This is a genomic window from Corynebacterium sp. ACRQK, assembly GCF_022345965.1.
Taxonomy (GTDB): Bacteria; Actinomycetota; Actinomycetes; order Mycobacteriales; family Mycobacteriaceae; genus Corynebacterium.
This window is the reverse complement of record NZ_JAKRMU010000006.1, coordinates 16,696-36,441: the sequence shown is the minus strand read 5'-3', so window position 1 is coordinate 36,441 and position 19,746 is coordinate 16,696. Positions and strand designations below refer to the sequence as shown.

Sequence of the window (19,746 nt, the reverse complement as noted above, 5' to 3'; positions counted from 1 at the left end):
AAATGTGCTGTTTTCTGGCCCGGCTAGGGTGGGGGCATGGTCGCCGTGATCGCCAGCCCGCAGTCCACCTCCGATAATCTCCAGCCGCTGAGATTGGAGGACCTGCCGGAGGATCTTGTCGCCGCAGTGCGCGGTGCCAAGTACGTGGAAGTGTTTACAGGGGCGGGCATGTCCGCCGATTCCGGTTTGGATACCTTCCGCGACGCGCAGACCGGCATCTGGTCGCATGTTGATCCCCAGGCGATGGCCACTTTGGATTCCTGGGCGAAGGATCCCGAGCCCATGCTTGCCTGGTACCTGTGGCGGGCGGTGTTATGCCGCCGCGCAGAGGCAAATGCGGGGCACCGGGCGATAGGTGAGTGGGCGGAACGAGGGGGCGTCACCGTACATGTAACAACCCAGAACATCGACGACCTGCACGAGCGTGGCGGCAGTAAGAACGTGGCGCACCTGCACGGCAGCCTGTTTAGCTACCGCTGCAGCATCTGCAGCAAGCCCGCGCGGATGCCCGAATTGCCCGAGAAGCAGGTGGAGCGAGCCACACCACCGACGTGCTCGCTGTGTGGAAATCCGGTTCGGCCCGGAGTGGTGTGGTTCGGCGAGCCGTTGCCACACCGGGAGTGGGAGACCGCCGAAGAGGCAATGCGGGCGGCGGATCTGGTGGTGATCATTGGCACGTCGGGCGTGGTGTGGCCCGCCGCAGGCCTGCCCGCGATCGCGACCCAGCGCGGCACGCCCATCGTGGAGATCTCGCCCGCGCGCACCGACCTGACGGAAATTTGCACATGGTCTCTGCGCACCACCGCGGCGAACGGGGCGCCGCTGCTGGTGGAGGCTGCGGAGGGTGCCGACTAGCGCCCGCTAGTTCTGCGGATTCGGCGGTGCCTGCTGGTTGTGCTTCGGCATCAGGCCGACGTTCATCGGCGGAATCTTGTGGTTCGGGTTGAACATCTGCGCCTCGATCTCCGGAGCCAGCGTCTCCGCGAAGATATTGTTGAAGTGGTGCGCATCGCGGTAGACCGCCATGTTGCCGATGATGGACGGGCACCAATCCTCGCGGCAGATCCCGGCCGTCAGATCCATGAGGGTCACGTCCATACCCTTGTACGCCTCGATGGAGGGATCCACAGGCAGCAGGGAATCCCAGACGCTCTGGCCGCACTCGGCGTTGATGGCCAGCACCTCGTCGAAGTTCGGGCGGCCGGGGTTGGCCAGGCCGGGGAAGTCCTCATTCTCCGCAACCTCGCCTTGCTTGCCTTCCATCATCTCGGCAACGCAGGCGCGCATGTCGCGGGGTGCACCCTTGTCAGTGGTCTGCCACGGGTTATCGCGCATCAGCCAGCTGTGGATGCCCTGGTCCGTGAAGCTCTGCACCAGATCCCTGTACTCTTGCGGCACTTGCTCCGGGCCAGCGCCACTGATCGAACTCGGGCGCGTACCGGTCATGAAGATGCCCTCTGTCGGCGGATTCTCCTTGATGTAGTCCACGACCTTCTCCGACCAACTGAGGCAGGAGGGGTACTCTTCGCCATTGACGCGCGTGATCTTGGCGTTTACCGGGCAGCCCATCTTCAGCAGCGGGATCATCTTCACGTGCCGGTTGCGGCCCACGATGTCCAGCGCCGGAATGTAGTGCTCGGAGTGCGAGCCGCCAATCACATAGATGGTCTTGTCAGAGTTGACGTCGCCGTACGCGCATTCCTCGTCGGAACGGTTGAAATTCTTCGTCAGGATCAAAGCATCGCTATCGAAGCCGATCTGGCAACCATCCGGCTGCGTCTGCGGCAGCAGCGCATGGAAGTCCTCCAGCGGCGGCACGATCGGCATGTTCTCCGGCACGGGGGCGTTCACCAGGAAGCTTGCCGCGCCGGGGTAGATCGACCTATCCGCAGCCAGGTCCCACAGCTGTTCGCTGTTCACGTCCTCGCGGTGCTGTAGATACTTTGGTGACGCCACCACAGAACCAGCGAGCACCAGAATCAGTACGGCATAGACAGCCTTCGGCCAGGCGGACAGGGACTTTGCCCAGTACTTCGGGCTGAGCAGCACCCAGTTACGCTCTGGCTTCTTGCCCTGGCGCAGTGGGCGTTCAATCAGCTTGTTTGAGAGCCAGGCCAGCACCACGCTGGCCGCGATCACGGCTGCGCCGAGGGCGGGGCTGACCTTCGGAACGTTGAAGTAGTAGACGCACAGCACCAGAATCGGCCAGTGCCATACGTACAGTGCATAGCTGATGCGGCCCAGGAACTGGAAAGGGCGCGTCAACAGCAAGCGGGTCACGCCGACGGGCTCGCCGGAGTGGCCGGAAAGGACCACCATCAGGGCACCTACCAGCGGAATCAGTGTCCATGGGCCGGGGAACTGATCCGCACCGTCCAGGAAGAGACCGGTGCTGATGATCATGCCCAGGCCAACAATGCCCATCACAGTGCGGGTCCACCGACCCAGCGGGCGCAGCACCGGGTTGCCGTTTGCGTCGCGGCGCAGCAACAGCATGCCCAGCAGGCCGCCCAGGCCGATCTCCCAGAAGCGGCTCAGCGTGGAGTAGTAGTTGATGGTCTGGTCTTCAAAGTGGAAGTACGTGGCGTAGGCGAAGGAGAGCACCGTCGCGGCGGTCAGCACAACCAGCAGGGCCTGGCGTGCGTACTTCCGGAAGATGAGGGCCAGCAGGGTAACGACCACCAGAGACGCAACGTAGATCTGCAGCTGCGCAGACATGGACCACAGGTGCTGGAAGGGGCTCACGGTGGTGCGCACAGAGGTGTATTCGCGGCCGGAATACGCCAGCTGCCAGTTGATGTAGTAGCCCAGGGAGGCCACCGCATCCTTTGCCATCTGCACGTGCACCAGCCGATTCATTAGAAGTATCGAAGCCGCCAATACGCTGGCGACCACCACTGCCAGCAGCGGGAATAGTCGCCGGATGATGCGGATCAGCGACTGAATGAAGGTAAGCCCCTTCGCGTTCTGCGCGTTGCGCAGCTGGCTGCCGAAGAAGAAGATGCCGCCGAGCAGCAAGAACACGTCCACGCCTGAGCTGACTTTGCCGACGAAGACGTGGAAGATAACGACCAGGCCAATGGCTAGGCCGCGCAAACCTTCGATGTCGTAGCGCATCGTGCTGGAACGTGCGCCGGACTTCCCGGAGTTGCCCTTGGTTGAAGTGCTGGCCTCCGCCGGTTGCTTTACCTTTGTGGCGTTCGACTGCTCTGCCTTTTTGGCTGCGTTATCGTCCGCCGAAGAATTTCCCTGTGCCATAACTCGGATAAGTTTATTGACCAGCGGTAAAAATATCGAAACGACTCACCCGGGAAGGTGCAAAACGAAGTGGCGATCATACTTGGCGGCGCAGAGGGCTACTCGAAGTACACGTCCTCCAAAGACAGCGCCTCTGCAGCGCTGGCCTGGTTACGTGCAGTTTCTACATAACGCGCAGCGTGAGCGATGAAGCCCTGGCGCTCTTCCTCCGTTAGCTCGCGACGCACCTTCGCGGGCAGCCCTGCGGCCAAGAACCCCGCCGGAATCTGCTGGCCTTCCAGTACCACCGCACCCGCGGCGACGAGGCTGCCGCCTCCAATAGTGGAACCCGATAGTAGTGCCGATTGCATGCCAATGAGTGTTCCTGCCCCCACATGCGAGGAGTGAACCAGCGCCTGGTGGCCGATCGTTACATCGTCTTCCAACACACATTGTTGTCCGCGCTCCACGTGCATCACAGAGTTGTCTTGCACGTTCGTTCGCTCGCCGATGCGGATCGCGCCCACATCGCCGCGCAGCACGCACCCGTAGAAGACGGAGGAATCCGCCCCGATTTCCACATCCCCAATGATCGTCACACCCGGGGAGATCATTGCGCTGCGGTGGATCCGCGGCGTCTTGCCCTGATACGGAAGGATAATCGGTGCTGCATTCATGTTTCCTAGCCTAACTATTTTTGGACGCCCACGCTTCCCTTTACCTCGAATGCCCCACCCAACCCTGCAGGATCGGTAGCGTTGAAACCATGAGCGAGAACGCTACCAGCCGAAAACCAGTAACGATCCTCGTCGTTCACCACAGCCCGACCGAGAAGGCGCAGAAACTCGCCGACACGGTACTCGCGGCAGCACGCGCCGCCGCGGAGGAAGTGAACGTGGAGCTGGGCGCCGCCGCAGGCGAGGAGTCAGGCCAGCCCGCCGTGCAGGTGCTGGAACGCCAGGCACTGGAGCCGGATGTGGAGGAGCTACGTGGAGCAGACGCTGTAATCCTGGGCACCACCGCCAATTTCGGCTACATCTCCGGAGCCCTGAAGCACTACTTCGACACGGTCTACGTGCCCGTCCTCGAAGAGAAGAAAGCCACCCCGACCAGCTGGTGGATCCGAGGTGGCTACGATACGACGGGCGCGGAGAAAGCCATGCGCTCCATTCTCACGGGGCTGGAATGGGAAACGGTGGCCGAACCCGTCGAGTTCACGGGAGATATTGAGCCCCACCTGGCGGAGTTAGAGGCGATGGCTCAGGCGGTGGTGGGCCAGGCTGTGGCGTCAATAGTTTAAAGAGCCCTAAAGATAGAGCTCGTTAGCGCAGGTCGGACAGGACACACGCAGCGCCCGCGGCGGCGGTGGTGACAGTCAGGACAGCAGGCCAGGCGCCGATCTTCTTGGCCAGCGGGTGGGAAAGGCCAAACGCGGCAAGGTATCCGGCGGTCAGGCCCGTGGCAACACCCGCGCCAGCCTTAGCGTTCCAAGAGCGGGCAGCGTAGCCACCTGCAGCGGCCAGAATCACGCCGCCGAGCGGGCGAATACCCGTCTCGCGGGCGGTAAGCCAGCCACCGACCAGGCCAGCGATGACGACGGATGCGGTGTTGACTTCCTTAGCGGGCTTCAGGGAGGCGGTGGGCTTGAGCTTGTTCAGCTGATTCTTCTTCGACATGCCCATAACTCTACGCGGGTATAAGGGGAGCAGTTTCGCAAATGAATCAGAAGTAGGACTAGGGTGGCAACCAGACCCAACTACTCTGCCCATCCAAAACCATGAGGAGGCATGTGTTCCATGGTTGAACGCATCGATACCCGGTTAACCAGACTATGGGGAATCGATAAGCCCATCATCGGCGCACCGATGGCGGGACGGTCCGACGGCAACCTGGCAGCCGCCGTGAGCCGTGCCGGCGGATTGGGGATGTTCGGCGCAGGCGCGGGAACCAAACCCGAATGGATCCTGGAGAACGCACGCATCGCCGCAGAGGCCGGCCCCTACGGAATCGGCCTGATGGTGTGGGCGCTGGAAGACAATCCGGCCCAGTTCGATGCAGTGCTGGAAGCCAAGCCGAAGGTGGTAAGCCTGGGCTTCGGCGACCCCAAGCCCTACGTGGACCGCGCCCACCAGGCGGGGATCTCCGTCGTGGCTCCCATCAACACCATGGCGCAGTTGCGTCAGGCACTGGCCGCGGGTGTAGACGCCGTGTGTGTACAGGGAACGGACGCCGGCGGGCACACCGGGCGCATCGGCACACTGCCGCTGCTGCAGATCGTGATGGAATACATGCAGGTCAACGCGCCGGGCGTGCCGATCGCCGCGGCGGGTGGCATTGCCACCGGCAGGGGTGTGGCCTCTGTGTTGGTGGCAGGCGCCGACGCAGCATGGGTTGGCACCGCACTGCTGGCCTCCCCGGAAGCCTCCGGGGCACCCGAGCTGCGACAGGCTGCGATCAAGGCCACGGCCAGCCGGACCGTGCTGACCGACATCTACGACCGCGCCGAAAAGCAAAAGTGGGATACGGAGCAGTGGCCCACCCGCACCGTGCGCAATGCATTCGTGGACGTGTATCGCCCGCTGTCCGAAGCAGGGGAGGTTACCGATGAGGAACTGGTAGCAGCTCGTGCTGAGGGTGGAGACTTTGCAGGCGAGTTGAAGCTGCACGCGGGGCAGGGTGTGGAACTGCTGCGGGCAGAGGTGCCCGCCGGTGAGGTCGTGCAGGGTATGTACGACGAAGCGCTGCACTGCCTCGGACGTTTCTCCTAAGGAGGAAACCCCATGGACATCGACCGCGTGTACAACTGGCGCGACCGACAGCGCCAAGGTCTGTATTTAGTGGATCAGTTGTGGCCTAGGGGCGTCAAGAAAGAAAGCCTAGATTTGGCCGGCTGGCCGAAAGAATTAACGCCCAGCAGCGACCTGCGCCGAGAGTTCCACAATGGCTTGAGCTTTGCTGAGTTCCGTGAGAAGTACGTGGCGGAGCTGGAGGAACGGAAAGTCGCAGGGGAACTGGACGATGCCCTGACCGAATTGCGCGACTACCAGAAGCGGGCGACCGATGAAGGCGCTCCGGAGCTCCTGCTGCTGTATGCCGCGAAAGAAAAAGAGCACAACCATGCGGTTGTGCTCCGAGATTGGCTGGCACCCCAGCTGGAAAGCTAAGGCGCCGGCTAACTAGCCGGTCGCGCTAGAGGCGCTGGCGCGACAGGAAGTTCCAAACCTCCTGGGAAGCATCCGGAACGCGGTTCCAGGTGTGGTTCTGCGGGTTTAGGATCAACTGCAGCTCTTTGCGGGCGCAGGGGTACACGTGGCGCTCGCCGCCCCGGATGCGGGTGACGCGCGGCGGGTAGCCACAGCCATTACGCTTCGCGTAGCTACCCACCAGGTCGCGAACAGCCAAGTAGTGGGCGCCGTTGTGGCGGTAGCCACCGTTGGAGTGGCCGGTGGCGTAGATGCGGCCACGGTCGATGTTGTAGGTACGGTCGATCTCATCGATGATCTGCAGGATGAACTTCAGGTCCGTTCCACCCTTCACTACTGCGTACGGGGCACCCTCCCAGCCGTGCTTGATGGACTCCGGGAAGATCTTGATGGCCTGCTGGCGAGCACGAGCGACAGAGCTACTGAGCTACTGCAAAGCGCTGAAAGGAAGACAAGAAGGAACTAAGAGATCGATTCACGATTGTGACTATACATATATGTGAATACCCTGCCAATTTGGTTGGGGAAATCTGGCTAGCTGGAGTTTGCGTTGGAGCTCGCGCTGTCGAAGTTCCTGATCATGGTCGGTATGCTGAGTAGCATGATTACTGAAATTTTTGCGGCAGATGCTTTCCTACTCGCTGAGGGCTCTGCAGTTCCGCCATTGGGCATGATCGGCTGGGTTGTCATCGGTGGCCTGGCTGGTTGGATCGGTTCCAAGATCATGGGTACCGACGAGCAGATGGGCTTCTTCCTCAACATCATCGTCGGCATTATCGGTGGCTTCTTGGGCGGTTGGGTCCTCGGCCTGCTGGGGGTCGGCAGTGGCGGCAAGTTCTGGAGCTTCCTGACTTGCCTGCTGGGCGCCTGCATCCTGCTCTTCATCGTCGGCTTGGTCACCGGAAACCGCAAGAAATAGGCAACCGCCAGAAGTAGCTGCAGTTACTGGCCGGATCTGGGTTTAGCTTACCGGCAACATAGAAAGCGTGCCTTCCCCCAAGCGTGTGCTTTCGTTTTCAAGGCCAAGGTCCAGCCATAGTACGAGCAGCAGGATAATCAGTGCGCAGATGATAAAGATCAGCGTGCCAATAAAGAAATAGGAGCGGAAGGGGCCACTTTTGGACTCTTCCTGCAGAGGCACCTCAACCATCGGTTGGGGGCCTTTTTTCTGTGGGTCTACGGCCGGTGTGCCCGTCTCATCGACGAAGCCGCCACGTTGGACGGATACCGCCCGGAACGTGCCCGTATCGCGTTGCTGGCTTTGCATCGGTCCTCTCCGGTTCGTAGATCTTAGTGGGGCTTTCTGTTTCAGCTGCATGCGCAGGAGCGGCGAAACTCTGCATGGCTTCTGCAGGGCTGCGTGTAGCCTTACAAAAACTTAAAGAGCAAGAGGAACGAACAGTCGAAACTGTTGGGTTTCTTTAAGCCTAGTATCGTCGGCCCCTTCGTTGTGGGGCTATCCCAATTCCAGGGGTGTAATGCCAGATGACCTCCACCTGTTCCCACCCCCAAGTAGGGCTATTCACAGGCAGGGTTGTCTGTGGATAACCCTGTTGTCTGGATGGGTTGGCGGCCCGCCTACACGCCAACCCGTCCAACCTTTTCGTTACGCTGTTCAATGTCTACCAGCGCTCGCGAGCGCACACCAAATCCCGCACACCAAGTCCATGTCACATGTTTGTCTCATGTGCCTGGCCGTAGTTGAAAGGAACCCGATGGAAGGCCAACTTCTCACCACCAACACCGGGCAGCTTGTTGATGAATCAGGGGTCGCGCGTCCGCCGTGGGCCTTCCGCAGCGAGATTGAGCTGGACTATTACGACAACGAGTGGGGTCGCCCCGTCATCACTGAGCATGGCTTGTTGGAACGCATCGCCCTTGAAGGCTTCCAATCCGGGTTGTCGTGGGCCACTATCCTGCGCAAGCGGCGGGATTTTCGCTCTGTGTTCTTTCTTTTTGACGCCCAGCGCATCACCGAAATGAGCGAGCCCCAAAGGCGCGCCGCTCTGCAGGACGAACGTTTGATTCGTAATGCTCGCAAGCACGGGGCGCTCTATGAAAACGCCAAGGCGACGCTAGAGTTGCGCCGTGTGGAGGAATACCAAAAGCTGCCGGAGGATTCACCCGCCCGCGAGGTTCTGGGCGGGGCGGCCAATCGACTGGCCCCGGGTCTGCCGGTGCTTGTGTGGTCGTTCACCCCAGCGGAACACTCCCGTCCAGCAACGCTGGCTGAGGTGCCCTCGACCTCGCCGGAATCCAAGGCGCTGGCGAAGGAGCTGAAGCGCCGGGGCTTTCAGTTCGTAGGCCCCACTACCTGCTACGCGCTGATGCAGGCCATCGGAATGGTCGACGACCGGATCGTGGAGCCGTCCGAGGGATCCACCCAGACTGGATAGCCCGGAAGAGCCAAGCCTGTGCTCTAGGGTGCTTAGAGTCGCGCGGCCAGCTCCACAGCCTGGCGGATGGCACGCTTGGCGTCCAGCTCCGCGGCGACATCCGCGCCGCCGATGATGTGGACGTTAGAGGTTTCGTCCTGCTCGGCGTCGCTCTTCTCGGCGCCCTCCGGGCGCACGGACTCCTGACCCGTGCACAGCACGACCGTGTCCACGTCGATGACTTGCGGTTCGCGGTTTTCTTTGGTTTCGCGTTCGATCTGCTCCAGCAGCTCCTGCTTCTCGACACGGTCCAGCGTGCGACCCTCGAAAGTGCCGGACTTGATCTGCTTGATCTTCTTCAGGGTGACCTTCGGGTCCTCCACCGGGACGGTGATGTGCAGGCCGTCGGAATCGATCTTCTCGTAGGTCACACCGACAATCTGCTCCGTACCGCCCATGGCCACCGCCGCGCGGTGTACCCAGCCAGTCGTCTTGCCCAGTGTGCGGCCCATGCGAGTCGGCTTACGCTGCAGCATCACCACGCGGCGCTGCGGACGCTCAGGCTGCGGGGAAGAGAGGTTGCCGTGCACATCCGAGTCCTCAACCACACCCCACTGACTGTTCCAGGAGGTCAGGGACTGCGGCGCACCCTGGCGATCCTCCAACAGGAACTCCGCAACGTCGTAGCCAATGCCGCCAGCACCAATGACGGCTACGTACTCGCCAGGCGCCTTCTTTCCGGAGATCAGCTCGGCGTAGGTGGCGACGGTCACGCCGTCGATCTTGCCTTCCAGACCCTCAGTCACGCCCGGGAACTCCGGGATGCGGGGGCGCACGCCTGTGGCCACAACAACTTCCTCGAAGCCGTCGGCCTTAAGCTCCTCCGGGGTAACGGCCTTGCCAGTGGAGATGTTCACCTTCAGACCCTCCAGGCGGTTGACCACCGCGTGTAGCGCCTGCACGAACTCCTCCTTGCCCGGCACGCGCATCGCCAGGTTGAACTGGCCGCCCAGGGTGTCGGCTGCTTCGAAGACGGTGACATCGTGGCCGCGCAGTGCCAGCGCCTCGGCGGCGAAGAGTCCGGCCACGCCACCGCCGATCACACCGACCTTCTTGGTTCCCTGTGCAGGCAGCAGTTCCAGCTCGGTCTCGTAGGCGGCGCGCGGGTTAACCAGGCAGGTCGCCCGCTTGTTCTCAAAGGTGTGGTCCAGGCAGGCCTGGTTGCAGGCGATGCAGTGGTTGATCTCGGTGTTCAGGCCGCGTGTAGCCCGGTTGACGAACTCCGGGTCGGCCAGCAGTGGGCGGGCCATGGAGACCAGGTCGGCCTGCGGGGTGCCAGCGGGTTCGCCGTTGCCGCCGTCCCAGCTGCCGTCGAGGATGGACTCGGCAACCTCCGGGGTGTTGATGCGGTTGGAGGCTACCACGGGGATGTCCACGTGCTCGCGCACCTTCTGGGTCGCCCAAGCGAAGGCGCCGCGGGGGACGGAGGTCACAATGGTCGGGATCTGCGCCTCGTGCCAGCCCACGCCGGAGCTCAGCAGGTCGGCGCCGGCCTCCTCGATCTTCTTGGCCAGCTGCAGGATTTCCTCCTGGCTCTGGCCGCCCTCGACGAGCTCCAGCACGGAAATGCGGTAGTCGATAACGAAGTCCTCCGGCACCTTTGCGCGGATGGCCTTCACGATCTCCACGGGGAAGCGCTGGCGGTTTTCCACCGAGCCTCCCCACTTGTCGGTGCGCTGATTCGTGCGCTCCGCAAGGAACTGGTTAATCAGGTAACCCTCGGAGCCCATCACCTGCACGCCGTCATAGCCTGCGTCAGCGGCGAGTGCGGCGGAGGTGGCGTAGGCGTCAATAAGCTTTTCAACCTCTTCGCCCGTAAGCTCGCGGGCGGGGAAGGGGCTGATCGGCGATTGCGAGGCGGAGGCGGATTCCGCCATCGGGTGGTAGCCATAGCGGCCGGCGTGGAGCAGTTGCAGCAGGATCTTCGCGTCGCCGGCGTGCACTGCGTCGGTGATCTCACGGTGAGCTTCGGCGATCTCCGGAGTGTTAAACGGAGTGCCGTAGGGAGTCAGGTTGCCTTCCAGAACCGGCGGGTAACCGCCAGTGACCATCGCGGCCACGCCACCTTCGGCGCGGGCGGCATAGAAGGCGGCGAGTTTTGGCACGTCCTCGATGGAATCCTCCAGGCCGGTGTGCATGGAGCCCATGATCACGCGGTTGCGGAAGGTGGTCTTTCCTACCTGGATAGGGGCGAGGAGGGTCTTGTAGGCGGCGGCGGGATCCTCCACCGGGGTGGCAGTAAGGGCGGTGGCGCCCGGCGCCGTAGCCAGCGGCAGCAGGGTGCGGACGGAAGCGTCAGAGGAGTTGTTAGAAGGCTGGTTGGTCATGGGCGCAATTATCCCTAACCGTGCAAAAACTTGTGGGGCTTTCGAGGAAACCAAGATCATTCAGGCTGCCGCGCGTTAAAGTATGTATCAAAATGTGAGTAATGCATGACAATCATTGCAGTTCAGAGTTACTTCGATCACACGCTAAGGAGAGGCTAGAAAGAGTAAGGCAAGCCTAATTTTGTCTGCTCGCACCGGCAGGTGCACTCTAGATAACCCAAGACGAAATGGTGTGACCGGAACTACAGCTGTTTTCTGGTGGAGACTCACGTCACCACCAGTCCTGTGATCTGATTGCAACTTTATTCGCATATGCAAATGCAGTACTTGTGACGAAAGTTAGGCCGTAAATCATGAAAAACTACCCTGCACGCCAGGGTCTTTACGACCCCCAGTTTGAGCATGATGCGTGTGGTGTCGCCTTTGTGGCTGACATGCACGGCCGCGCGACACGCGACATTGTGGACAAGGGTATTCAGGCTCTGGTGAACCTGGATCACCGCGGCGCAGCCGGAGCGGAGAAGAACACCGGCGATGGCGCCGGCATTCTTATCCAGATCCCCGACCGCTTCTACCGGGAGGAGATGGCCAAGCAGGACATCACCCTGCCGCCGGCCGGACAGTACGCCACCGGCATCGCCTTCCTGCCGAACTCCCGCATGGCCGCGCTGGACGCGGTGCGAGCCGTCGAGGCCATTGTGAAGGAAGAGGGTCTTAACCTCATCGGCTGGCGCGACGTCCCCGTCGACGACTCGAGCCTGGGCGCCATCGCGCGCGACGCCGAGCCGCTGTTCCACCAGCTCTTTATCTCTGGTGTTGACGCCAACGGCTCCCCCCTCGAGGGCCTCGAGCTCGACCGTCGCGCCTTCTTTGTCCGCAAGCGTGCAGAGCGTGAACTCGGCACCAAGGGTGCAGGCGAGGGCTCCGGTGGAGACACCGTGTACTTCCCCTCCCTGTCTTCCCGCACGGTCGTTTACAAGGGCATGCTGACCACCCCGCAGCTGCGGGAGTTCTACCTGGATCTGCAGGACGAGCGCATGGAGTCCGCGCTGGCCATCGTGCACTCGCGCTTCTCCACCAACACCTTCCCATCCTGGCCGCTGGCCCACCCCTACCGCCTGGTTGCTCACAACGGTGAGATCAACACCGTCCGCGGCAACGAGAACTGGATGCGCGCCCGCGAATCCCAGCTGCGCTCCGAGGTGCTGGGTGACCTGGATCGCGTACTGCCGATATGCGACCCGGAGGGTTCGGATACCGGCCGCTTCGACGAGGCCCTGGAGCTGCTGCACCTGGCCGGCCGCAGCCTGCCGCACGCCGTGTTGATGATGGTTCCGCAGGCGTGGGAACGCAACCCGCACATCGACCCGCAGGTCCGTGCGTTCTACGAGTACCACTCCAGCTTCATGGAGGCCTGGGACGGCCCGGCCGCCATCACCTTCACCGACGGCACCCTCATCGGCGCCACCCTGGACCGCAACGGTCTGCGCCCGGGACGCATCTGGATCACCAAGGACGGCCTCGTCGTCATGGCTTCCGAGGCCGGCGTGCTGGACATCCCAGACAGCGAGATCGTTAAGCGCACCCGCGTCGAGCCAGGCAAGATGTTCCTGGTCGACACCTCCCGCGGCTGCGTAATCGAGGACGAGGAGATCAAGCAGGCGCTGGCCGACCAGCCCTACCAGCAGTGGGTAGAGGAGAACCTGGTCCGCGAGTCCGACCTGCCGACCGCCAAGCCGATCGATATGAACCACGAGCGCATCGTCCTGCGCCAGCGGGTATTCGGCTACACCGAGGAAGACCTCGAGACCCTACTGCGCCCGATGGCCGACAAGGGTGCCGAGGGCATCGGCTCGATGGGTACGGATACCCCGATCGCCGCCCTATCCGACCGCCCGCGCTTGCTGTACGACTTCTTCGCGCAGCGATTCGCGCAGGTGACCAACCCGCCGCTGGATAGCTACCGTGAGAAGATGGTCACCAGCATGTTCACCCAGCTGGGTGCGCAAGCGGATGTGCTTAACCCCGGTCCGGACGCCGCCCACCGTATCCACCTGGACAGCCCGATTCTGGGTAACCAGACACTGGCCAACCTGGCGAGTGCGGCGGAGAACGCCGCGGCCGCCGGCTCCGACGTGGACTTGAGCGCCTTCAAGGCCGTGCGCATCCCGGGGCTGTACTCCGTCGCCCACGGCGGTAAGGGCTTGCGCGAGGCCATCAACCGCATCCGTCGCCAGGTTACCGAGGCAATCGAGGGTGGCGCGACCATCCTAATCCTCTCCGACCGCGAGTCCGACGAGCGCTACGCCCCGATCCCTTCGCTGCTGCTGACCAGCGCCGTACACCACCACATGGTGCAGGAGAAGACGCGCACCCGCGCATCGCTGGTGATCGAGTCCGGCGGAGCCCGCGAGGTGCACCACCTGGCCATGCTCATCAACTTCGGTGCGGATGCCATCAACCCGTACATGGCCCTCGAGACCGTTAATGAGATGGCCAACGACGGGCGAGTGGGCGTCACCGCAGAAGAGGCCGAGGAAAACTACATCAAGGCTGCGACCGCCGGCATCCAAAAGGTCATGTCCAAGATGGGCATCGCGACGGTGGCGAGCTACCGTGGCTCCCAGCTGGCCGACGTGGTGGGTCTGCACCAGAGCCTGCTCGATGAGTACTTCGTCGGCGCCTTCAGCCCCATCTCCGGCATCGGTCTGGACGAGATCGCCGACGACGTGGCCAAGCGCCACCGCGCCGCATTCCTGCCCCGCCCTGAGGAGCGGGCCCACCGTGAGCTCGAGATCGGCGGCGAGTACAAGTGGCGCCGCGAGGGCGAATACCACCTGTTTAACCCCGAGACCGTATTCAAGCTGCAGCACGCGACCCGCACCGGCCAGTACCGCATCTTCAAGGAGTACACCGAAAAGGTCGACAAGCAGTCCGAGCGTCTGGCTACGCTGCGTGGCCTGTTCAAGTTCAAGTCCAACCGCCCGTCGATCCCGATCGAGGAGGTCGAGCCGGTCAGCGAGATCGTTAAGCGCTTTGCCACCGGCGCGATGTCTTACGGTTCTATCTCCGCAGAGGCGCACGAGACCCTGGCGATCGCCATGAACCGCCTGAAGGGCATGTCCAACTCCGGTGAGGGCGGCGAGGATCCGGCCCGCTTCGAGCCGGAGCCGAACGGTGACTGGAAGCGCTCCGCCATCAAGCAGGTGGCCTCCGGCCGCTTCGGCGTGACCAGCCACTACCTGAACAACTGCACGGACATCCAGATCAAGATGGCCCAGGGCGCCAAGCCCGGCGAGGGCGGCCAGCTGCCGCCGAGCAAGGTGTACCCCTGGATCGCCGAGGTGCGTGTGACCACCCCGGGCGTGGGTCTGATCTCCCCGCCGCCGCACCACGACATCTACTCCATCGAGGACCTGGCGCAGCTGATCCACGACCTGAAGAACGCCAACCCGGATGCCCGCATCCACGTCAAGCTCGTCGCCGAGCAGGGCGTGGGCACGGTCGCCGCCGGTGTGTCCAAGGCACACGCGGATGTGGTGCTGATTTCCGGTCACGATGGCGGCACCGGCGCCTCCCCGCTGACCTCGCTGAAGCACGCGGGTGGCCCGTGGGAGCTCGGCCTGGCGGAGACCCAGCAGACCCTGCTGATGAACGGCCTGCGCGACCGCATCACCGTGCAGTGTGACGGCCAGCTGAAGACCGGGCGCGACGTGATGGTGGCGGCCCTTCTGGGTGCTGAGGAATTCGGCTTCGCCACCGCCCCGCTGGTGGTCTCCGGCTGCATCATGATGCGCGTCTGCCACCTGGATACCTGCCCGGTGGGCGTGGCAACCCAGAACCCGGAGCTGCGAAAGCGCTACACGGGCCAGGCGGAGCACGTGGTGAACTTCTTCAAGTTCATCGCCGAAGAGGTCCGCGAAAATCTTGCCGAGCTGGGCTTCCGCACCCTGGAAGAGGCCGTGGGCCACTCCGAGTGCCTGACCGGCGGCGAGATGGAAGTAGAGCACAAGACCGCGGGCAAGCTGGACCTGGCGCCCATCTTCGCCCAGCCGGACAGCCCCTTCATGCACCAGGACCTGCACCGCACCAAGGAGCAGGACCACTCGCTGGACAAGGCGCTGGACAACCAGATCCGTTCTGATGCGGAGGACACGATCCGCCGCGCCGCTGCGGGCGAGGACGTCTCGATCGACCTCAGCTACCCGATCACCAACGTCAACCGCACCGTTGGCACCATGACCGGCTCGCTGATCTCCCGCGTTGCCGGCCGCGATGGCCTGCCGCAGGACACCGTGAACCTGCAGTTCACGGGCTCCGCAGGTAACTCCTTCGGTGCCTTTGCCACCCATGGCATGACGCTCACCCTTAACGGTGACGCCAACGACTATGTGGGCAAGGGTCTGTCTGGCGGCCGCATTGTCATCCGCCCGGCCGCCAACCACGGTGCGGAGGATACGACCAGCGACGTCATCGCCGGCAACGTGCTGGGCTTCGGTGGCGTACACGGCGAAATGTTCATCCGCGGCACCGTGGGCGAGCGCTTCTGCGTGCGTAACTCCGGCCTCACCGCCGTCGTCGAAGGCGTGGGCAACCACGGCTGTGAGTACATGACGGGTGGTCGCGTTATCGTGCTGGGCAAGATCGGCAACAACTTCGCAGCCGGCATGTCTGGCGGCATTGCCTACCTGGTGGATGACGGTAGTGGCGTCACCGACCGCATCAACACCGAGCTCGTCGACATCGAAAAGATCACTGACGAGGAAGAACTGCGCTGGGTCGAGCAGACGATCCAGACCCACCGCGACCTGACTGGATCTACCGTGGAGGTAAACGCCGCGGATCTGATCAAGGTCATGCCCCGCGACTACGCGCGTGTGCTCAAGACGATCGCACGGGCCGAAGCCGAAGGCTTGGACAACGACGGCATCGCCGCCGCAATCATGGAGGAAGTGAAGTAAATGGCTGATCCACGCGGATTTCTGAAGCACCGCCGCGAGTCGGCGGCACACCGACCCGTCCCGCTGCGCCTGCTGGATTGGAACGAGGTCTACGAGGACTTCTCCGACGACAAGGTGCAGACCCAGGCCAGCCGTTGCATGGACTGCGGCATCCCGTTCTGCCACGATGGCTGCCCGCTGGGCAACATCATCCCCGAGTGGAACGACCTGGTGCGCAAGGGCAACTGGCGCGAGGCCTACGACCGCCTGCACGCCACCAACAACTTCCCGGAGTTCACCGGCCGCCTGTGCCCCGCACCCTGCGAAGGCGCATGTGTGCTGGGCATCGGCGACGACCCGGTGAACATCAAGACCGTCGAGTACACCATCGTCGAGCACGCCTGGAAGGAAGGCTGGGTCAAGCCGATCAAGCCGAGCTTCAAGACCGGCCAGCGCGTGGCTGTCGTGGGCTCCGGCCCGGCCGGGCTGGCCGCCGCGCAGCAGCTGACCCGCGCGGGCCACGACGTCACCGTCTTCGAGCGCGCCGACCGCATCGGCGGCCTGATGCGCTATGGTGTGCCCGAGTACAAGATGGAAAAGAAGTGGATCGACCGCCGTCTGGAGCAGATGGAGGCCGAGGGCACGAAGTTCGTCGTCAACACCTCGCCCACCGGTGAGCAGCTGAAGGAGTTCGACGGCGTGATCGTTGCCATCGGCTCTACCGTAGGCCGCGATCTGCCCGTCGTGGGCCGCGACCTGCAGGGTGTCTACCAGGCGATGGAGTACCTGCCGGAGGCCAACAAGGTCTGCGAAGGCGACCGCGAGGTATCCACCATCAACGCCAAGGGTAAGCGCGTGGTGATCATCGGTGGTGGCGATACCGGTACTGACTGCTTCGGCACCGCGCTGCGCCAGGGCGCCATCTCTGTGTCCCAGTTCGACATCACCCCGAAACCGCCGAAGACCCGTGGTGCATCCACCCCTTGGCCGACCTACCCGCGTATCTGGCGTGTGGCGTCCGCCCACGAGGAGGGCGAGTACCGCGTGACCGGCAACGAGTCCGCCGACGAGATCGCCGCCCTGGGTCTGGCCGAGCGCCAGCCGGGCGACGAGCTGGGTATCCGCCGTTACTCCATCAACACGGTGGAGATCACCGGCGACGGCGAGAAGGTCACCGGCCTGAAGGGCGCCGAGTGCCGCTTCGGAGAGAACGGCCTGGAGAACATCCCGGAGTCCGACTTCGAGATGGATGCCGACCTGGTGCTGCTGGCGATGGGCTTCGTCTCCGTCGAGGAGACCCCGGTGGTGCGGGACCTGGGACTGCAGATCGGCGAGCGCGGCCGCCTGGAACGCGACGATACCTTCCGCGCCCAGCCCACCAACGCCGAGTTCGCGGACATTCCGGTGTTCGTCGCCGGCGACGCGGGCCGTGGCCAGTCCCTGATCGTGTGGGGCATCTCCGAAGGCCGTTCCGCCGCCGCGGAGCTGGATCGCGAGCTGATGGGCGAGACCGCCCTGCCGCGCCCGATCAACCCGACTGACGTGGCGATGCAGGCTTGAGCCTAGCCGCTTACCTAGGGCTGCTCGGTGCCTGGGTGCTGGCCATTACGATGCCAGGCCCGGACACCGTGCAGCTCATTCGTTTGGGTGCCCGTTCGCGCCGCTCGGCGGTGTTCGCCGCGCTGGGAATCTGTACGGGCAATGTGTTGTGGCCGGTGGTCACGATGCTCGGCCTGGCCGCACTGATCGCGACCTTCCCGTGGATCCTGACAGCGTTGTACCTGTTCGGCGGCTGTTTCCTGATCTACATGGGCCAAGGCGCGTTCCGCTCCGGGTACGGCGATTGGCGCGCCCGGGCGGTCTTGCCCGCTGTTTCTATTAATGACGCCACCAGCACCTCAACGGCCGCAGATGGAGCACAGGCTGCTGCGCGTGCACCGCTGGGGGACTTCGCTTCCTGGCGCCTGGGGCTTGCGACGAACCTTTCCAACCCGAAGGCACTGCTGTTCTTCGGATCGGTGTTCGCACAGTTCATCCCGGTGGACGTTTCCTTGCTGGACCGGCTGCTGGTGCTGGTCTTGATGACTGTCGTGGGCGTGGCGTGGTTCTGCGGATTCGCCCTGGCGGTGGCCGCGGGAGCGGAGAAAATCCAGCGCATCAACCCCTTTATCGAGATGGTGGCCGGGGTGCTGTTTGTCGTGCTGGGCGCGTTCCTGGCCTTCGAGGGCGTGCAGATGCTGGTGGGTGGCTAAAGCCCGCTAGACTGAGGCCCATGGAGTTTCCTTTGGTCAGCATTCGCGATTCCGAAATCAAGCTGGGGCAGTTCATCAAACTGGCGAACCTGGTAGAGACCGGCGGAGAGGCCAAGGAGGCCATCGCCGCCGGGGTTGTACAGGTCAACGGCGCGGTGGATACCCGCCGCGGCAAGGCGCTGCGCCCGGGCGACGAGGTGACCCTGGTGGATGCGGACACTGGCGACGTGCTGGCGGGAGCCGTGGTGGCTGGCGCGAGGGGCGCGGCGGGCGCTGAAGGTGATGCGAATGGAGCGGAATCCGACGATGACCTCGGCGAGTTTTTCGACGAGTCCACCGCGGACGATGATTTCGACCCGGAGAAGTGGCGCAATGTCAGCCTGGAAGATGTCCGCGAGGATAACGCGATCTAGCGTTAGGTGAATGCCTGGCCTGCGGAGGCCGGTTGGCGTCAATAAGAAACAACAGACACACCCCAAGAACACAAGAAAGAGCAGTGGAGGAACCATGCCCGCAATGATCGCCCAGCCCGGAATGCCCGTATGGCTGGACCTGGCCAGCACCGATGCGGCAGGGGCGGAGAAGTTCTACAGCGAGTTGCTGGGCTGGGAGTTCGAGCGGGTCTCCGACGGCTACACCGTGGCGAAGAAGCAAGGCATGCCGGTGGCGGGCATCGCGCAGATCCCGGAGGGCAACCAGTCCGTATGGGGAGTACTGCTGTACACCCCGGACGTGCAGCAAGCGCACGACAAGGCCGTGCAGGCGGGGGCGAAATCCGTGCTGGAGCCGCAGGGGCTGGGCGAGCGTGGCGATATGGCCATCATCGTCGACCCGTCGGGGGCCACGATCGGCCTGCGCAACCCCGCGGACGAGCATGCGTTGATCGCCGCGGGTGAGCCCGGAACCCCGGTGTGGTTCGAGCTGATGGTGGCCCAGAACTGGGATACGACGCTGGAGTTCTACCACGAGCTGGCGGGCTGGGATATCAAGGCCTCGGGGGAGAGCGCAGGGGATGGCGCGGGGGCTGAGGAGTTCCGCTATGCCACCGGCGAGTTCGACGGTGCAGCAGTGGTGGGGCTGTGGGATACCTCCAAGCTGGAGGTGCCCGGCATGTGGACCGTGTACCTGGGTGTGGCGGATGTGGATGCCGCCATCGCCAACACGCCGGAGCTGGGCGGAAAGGTGATTCGCCCGGCCTGGGAATCCGAGTTCGGTCGCATGGCCACCATCGAGGACCCGACGGGCGCTCTGGTGAACCTCTGCGAGATCGAGGAGTTCATCCCCGACGAGGACGCACACGAGCCGGACTTGCTGGCCCCGGAGAACTTCCAGGCGTTCTAGCGCGCCGGGCT

The 19,746-nt window shown here is 63.4% G+C and carries 17 protein-coding genes; 11 read left to right on the top strand and 6 right to left on the bottom strand.

Translation table 11 applies throughout. The annotated features are described in order from the left end of the window. The first annotated feature begins 168 nt into the window (after positions 1-168). Complete coding sequence (locus tag MHX63_RS07670) at positions 169-855, top strand: NAD-dependent deacylase (protein ID WP_370644067.1); 687 nt, start codon at positions 169-171, stop codon at positions 853-855. A gap of 6 nt (positions 856-861) precedes the next feature. Here the strand turns inward: MHX63_RS07670 and MHX63_RS07665 are convergent, their stop codons facing one another. Further along, positions 862-3,258, bottom strand: coding sequence for an acyltransferase family protein (locus MHX63_RS07665; protein WP_239387983.1), 2,397 nt, complete (start codon positions 3,256-3,258; stop codon positions 862-864). Positions 3,259-3,356: 98 nt separating this feature from the next. Next, positions 3,357-3,914: a gamma carbonic anhydrase family protein gene (locus tag MHX63_RS07660; RefSeq protein ID WP_239387982.1), complete on the bottom strand. Its 558-nt coding sequence runs from the start codon at positions 3,912-3,914 to the stop codon at positions 3,357-3,359. 89 nt (positions 3,915-4,003) lie between these two features. Between MHX63_RS07660 and MHX63_RS07655 the strand changes: the two genes are divergently transcribed. Beyond that, on the top strand, positions 4,004-4,537 hold the full coding sequence (locus MHX63_RS07655) for an NAD(P)H-dependent oxidoreductase (RefSeq protein WP_239387981.1): 534 nt from the start codon (positions 4,004-4,006) through the stop codon (positions 4,535-4,537). Positions 4,538-4,559: 22 nt separating this feature from the next. Here the strand turns inward: MHX63_RS07655 and MHX63_RS07650 are convergent, their stop codons facing one another. Next, positions 4,560-4,913, bottom strand: a complete 354-nt coding sequence (locus MHX63_RS07650; RefSeq protein ID WP_035003382.1) for a hypothetical protein — start codon at positions 4,911-4,913, stop codon at positions 4,560-4,562. A gap of 120 nt (positions 4,914-5,033) precedes the next feature. Here MHX63_RS07650 and MHX63_RS07645 point away from each other — a divergent pair, with 120 nt between their 5' ends. Beyond that, a complete protein-coding gene (locus MHX63_RS07645) occupies positions 5,034-6,005 on the top strand; it encodes a nitronate monooxygenase family protein (protein WP_239387980.1) in 972 nt (323 codons plus the stop codon). A 12-nt stretch (positions 6,006-6,017) separates the two neighbouring features. Continuing rightward, positions 6,018-6,401 carry a DUF488 domain-containing protein gene (locus tag MHX63_RS07640; protein WP_239387979.1) on the top strand — a complete coding sequence of 128 codons (384 nt, stop codon included), beginning with the start codon at positions 6,018-6,020 and terminating at the stop codon, positions 6,399-6,401. Positions 6,402-6,426: 25 nt separating this feature from the next. Here the strand turns inward: MHX63_RS07640 and MHX63_RS07635 are convergent, their stop codons facing one another. Beyond that, complete coding sequence (locus MHX63_RS07635; RefSeq protein WP_239387978.1) at positions 6,427-6,774, bottom strand: hypothetical protein; 348 nt, start codon at positions 6,772-6,774, stop codon at positions 6,427-6,429. A 267-nt stretch (positions 6,775-7,041) separates the two neighbouring features. On the opposite strand from MHX63_RS07635, the gene MHX63_RS07630 reads away from it, so the two are divergent. After that, positions 7,042-7,359, top strand: coding sequence for a GlsB/YeaQ/YmgE family stress response membrane protein (locus tag MHX63_RS07630; protein WP_239387977.1), 318 nt, complete (start codon positions 7,042-7,044; stop codon positions 7,357-7,359). A 42-nt stretch (positions 7,360-7,401) separates the two neighbouring features. Here the strand turns inward: MHX63_RS07630 and MHX63_RS07625 are convergent, their stop codons facing one another. Then, complete coding sequence (locus MHX63_RS07625) at positions 7,402-7,707, bottom strand: hypothetical protein (RefSeq protein ID WP_239387976.1); 306 nt, start codon at positions 7,705-7,707, stop codon at positions 7,402-7,404. Between the two features lie 448 nt (positions 7,708-8,155). Here MHX63_RS07625 and MHX63_RS07620 point away from each other — a divergent pair, with 448 nt between their 5' ends. Next, a complete protein-coding gene (locus tag MHX63_RS07620) occupies positions 8,156-8,836 on the top strand; it encodes a DNA-3-methyladenine glycosylase I (protein WP_239387975.1) in 681 nt (226 codons plus the stop codon). A gap of 32 nt (positions 8,837-8,868) precedes the next feature. Here the strand turns inward: MHX63_RS07620 and MHX63_RS07615 are convergent, their stop codons facing one another. Further along, a complete protein-coding gene (locus MHX63_RS07615; protein WP_239387974.1) occupies positions 8,869-11,202 on the bottom strand; it encodes an NADPH-dependent 2,4-dienoyl-CoA reductase in 2,334 nt (777 codons plus the stop codon). A 353-nt stretch (positions 11,203-11,555) separates the two neighbouring features. Between MHX63_RS07615 and gltB the strand changes: the two genes are divergently transcribed. From gltB to MHX63_RS07590, 5 genes are all read left to right on the top strand, one after another. Continuing rightward, complete coding sequence (gene gltB / locus MHX63_RS07610) at positions 11,556-16,163, top strand: glutamate synthase large subunit (protein ID WP_239387973.1); 4,608 nt, start codon at positions 11,556-11,558, stop codon at positions 16,161-16,163. Further along, positions 16,164-17,702, top strand: a complete 1,539-nt coding sequence (locus MHX63_RS07605) for a glutamate synthase subunit beta (RefSeq protein ID WP_239387972.1) — start codon at positions 16,164-16,166, stop codon at positions 17,700-17,702. Then, positions 17,699-18,394, top strand: coding sequence for a LysE family translocator (locus MHX63_RS07600; RefSeq protein ID WP_239387971.1), 696 nt, complete (start codon positions 17,699-17,701; stop codon positions 18,392-18,394). Before MHX63_RS07605 ends, MHX63_RS07600 begins: the two co-directional genes overlap by 4 nt. A 20-nt stretch (positions 18,395-18,414) precedes the next feature. Next, positions 18,415-18,807, top strand: a complete 393-nt coding sequence (locus tag MHX63_RS07595; RefSeq protein ID WP_239387970.1) for an RNA-binding S4 domain-containing protein — start codon at positions 18,415-18,417, stop codon at positions 18,805-18,807. A gap of 94 nt (positions 18,808-18,901) precedes the next feature. Beyond that, a complete protein-coding gene (locus MHX63_RS07590) occupies positions 18,902-19,735 on the top strand; it encodes a VOC family protein (RefSeq protein ID WP_239387969.1) in 834 nt (277 codons plus the stop codon). Positions 19,736-19,746: the final 11 nt, after the last annotated feature.